1 protein-coding gene and 2 pseudogenes are annotated in these 2,053 nt (G+C 55.9%); 1 reads left to right on the forward strand and 2 read right to left on the reverse strand.

What is annotated here, in order from left to right; all coding sequences use genetic code 11:
• Nucleotides 1–276, forward strand: a pseudogene (locus tag J8I82_RS37530) (transposase); the annotation flags it as partial.
• 729 nt (nt 277–1,005) lie between these two features.
• Here the strand turns inward: J8I82_RS37530 and J8I82_RS39280 are convergent.
• Both J8I82_RS39280 and J8I82_RS39285 read right to left on the reverse strand, forming a co-directional pair.
• Nucleotides 1,006–1,557: pseudogene (locus J8I82_RS39280) on the reverse strand (IS4 family transposase); the annotation flags it as partial.
• Nucleotides 1,550–1,822, reverse strand: coding sequence for a transposase (locus J8I82_RS39285; protein WP_284183260.1), 273 nt, complete (start codon nt 1,820–1,822; stop codon nt 1,550–1,552). The pseudogene J8I82_RS39280 and the gene J8I82_RS39285, both read right to left, overlap by 8 nt.
• Nucleotides 1,823–2,053: the final 231 nt, after the last annotated feature.

Below are 2,053 nucleotides of genomic sequence, written 5' to 3' on the forward strand. Positions count from 1 at the left end.
ATAACCTGAGGGTGCATCACAGCAAGCCGGTAAAGGCCTGGCTCGCACGGCACGTCGAGCAAATCGAGGTGTTTTACTGCCCAGCTACAGCCCGGAACTCAATCCCGACGAGATGGCCGACGCCGATATCAAGCAAGCCGTCACCTCGCAGGCACCGGCTCGCACCAAGCTGCAACTCGTCAAGGCTGCGTCAAGCCTCTGCGCAGAGTCCAGAAACAGCCCGAACGCATTCGACGTTACTTTCTGCATCATTCGGTGAAGTATGCGGCGGCCTGATTCAAGTTCATGAATGCCGGATCAATAATGCCGCAAGACTTGATATCGAAAAAGACCAGACTCGAAAGGGAAAGGAAACAGAGGGACGGCCCGCTACCCCGCGAAGCTGGCCGCCCCGAAGCCCACCACGCACGGGCGAAATGCCGGCGCGATCAAGCAAACGACGCTTGACGGCGTCTCTTGGAATCTTGTTGATCCTATGTGAACGGCACTCGTATATAATCTTATTGTCGGGGTATTATCGGTGACACGTTGATAGTTGAATAGTCAGTCACCACTGAATTTATCGTCGGAATTTCCTGGTATCGTCCACTGGGGGCGTCTATCGCTGACCCCCTAATCCGGCTAACCATCATAGGAACTGCTCATACACGTCTACAGAATTAAGACAAGAATGCCGATCCAGAAGGTCGCAGCGAGTGGCTTTCCCGTAGGTCTTTCCTGCTCAATATCTGAGCAGTGGTCGACTTAAACGTTTTGGAGGCACGCCCACTGAGAAGGTGCACCAGTTGAGCAGCTAGGATCTGATAGTGCGAGAGGAGGTCTTAAAGAAGTAGATGCCCACATCGTGATTTGTTGTCCTCACTGCAACATATCCGACAAGAACCTTTCCCATTTCGTCACGCCTGCGGATGTGAGACAGAACACGAGCAAGCGGCCTCTGTCTTTCCGCGTTCGCGAGCCTGACGTCCAGCATACGCTGATTAAGGTCATTTCTTTATACAGAAGTCATGACTCTTCCCGCAGTGCTTGAATGGTGAGCGCGGCGTCCATCGTCGCTGCATGCCGATCCAGATCGTTTTAGCGCCGGGCTCGCCATCGCTCTTGCGCCCAAGGAACCCACCCAGGGAAGCAACCAACCAGAATCATCTGATTGAGTGTGACCGGTGCCTTCGGGCGAGCTTTCTTGGCAAGCACGTATGCTCCTCCAATCTCGTCGGCGTCGAAGAACAGGGACACATCGAGATCCGGGCAGGTTCTGCCCAACCGCATCAAGCGTGCAATGCGCCACGCCACCACCATATACAACGCCAGGGCCCGCTCCACACGATCCATGTGCGATAGCTGTAGCGCTTCGAGCTTGCAGCCGGTCTTCAGAACATGGAAGAACATCTCCACTTCCCAGCGGGCTCGGTACCAGTCGACGAGTTCAATGCGGGCGCGTAGTTCCTGTTTGACCTCGCGCGCCTTCTGGCCTGCACGTCCTGGCAAGATAATGGTGATTTCCCCGAGTATCGGGCTGGCGTCGACGCTATCCCACAACTTGCCGCCCTCAGCAAGGCTCGTCCAGGGCGTGTTGTTCAAGACGAGTGGCGCGGCTGGGGATGACGGCTTGAATACCCACGGACTGCAGGTGTTGCAGGATCGCGTTCGAATCGTAGGCTTTGTCAGCGGCCAGACTGGCTGGGTTCAGTTCGTCCAGCAAAGGCAGCGCTTCGGGGCTGTCCCCCGCTTGGCCGCCGGTCAGGCGAAAGCGCGCGAGCATACCCAATCCATCGACCAGCGCATGAATCTTGGTACTCAATCCGCCTCGCGAGCGACCGATCGCTTGATCGCCTTTTTTGGTTCGTCAGGAAAATGTGTGGGTTGACGGAGGCTCAGGAAGATTGAGCGGGTAAGGGAGCAGCGTCTCCGCTGCTCCCTCCCCAAAGAACCGCACAAGCGACTTTCATCGCATACGGCTCAAGCACAGCTTAGATCCGCTAACCAAACCGTGTCATCGTCACATGACAGTTGAGCGTTGTGATGTGCCAAGGCACGAAAGAAGATCAACAAC

It is taken from the genome of Cupriavidus consociatus, assembly GCF_017814975.1.
GTDB classification, from domain to species: domain Bacteria; phylum Pseudomonadota; class Gammaproteobacteria; order Burkholderiales; family Burkholderiaceae; genus Cupriavidus; species Cupriavidus consociatus.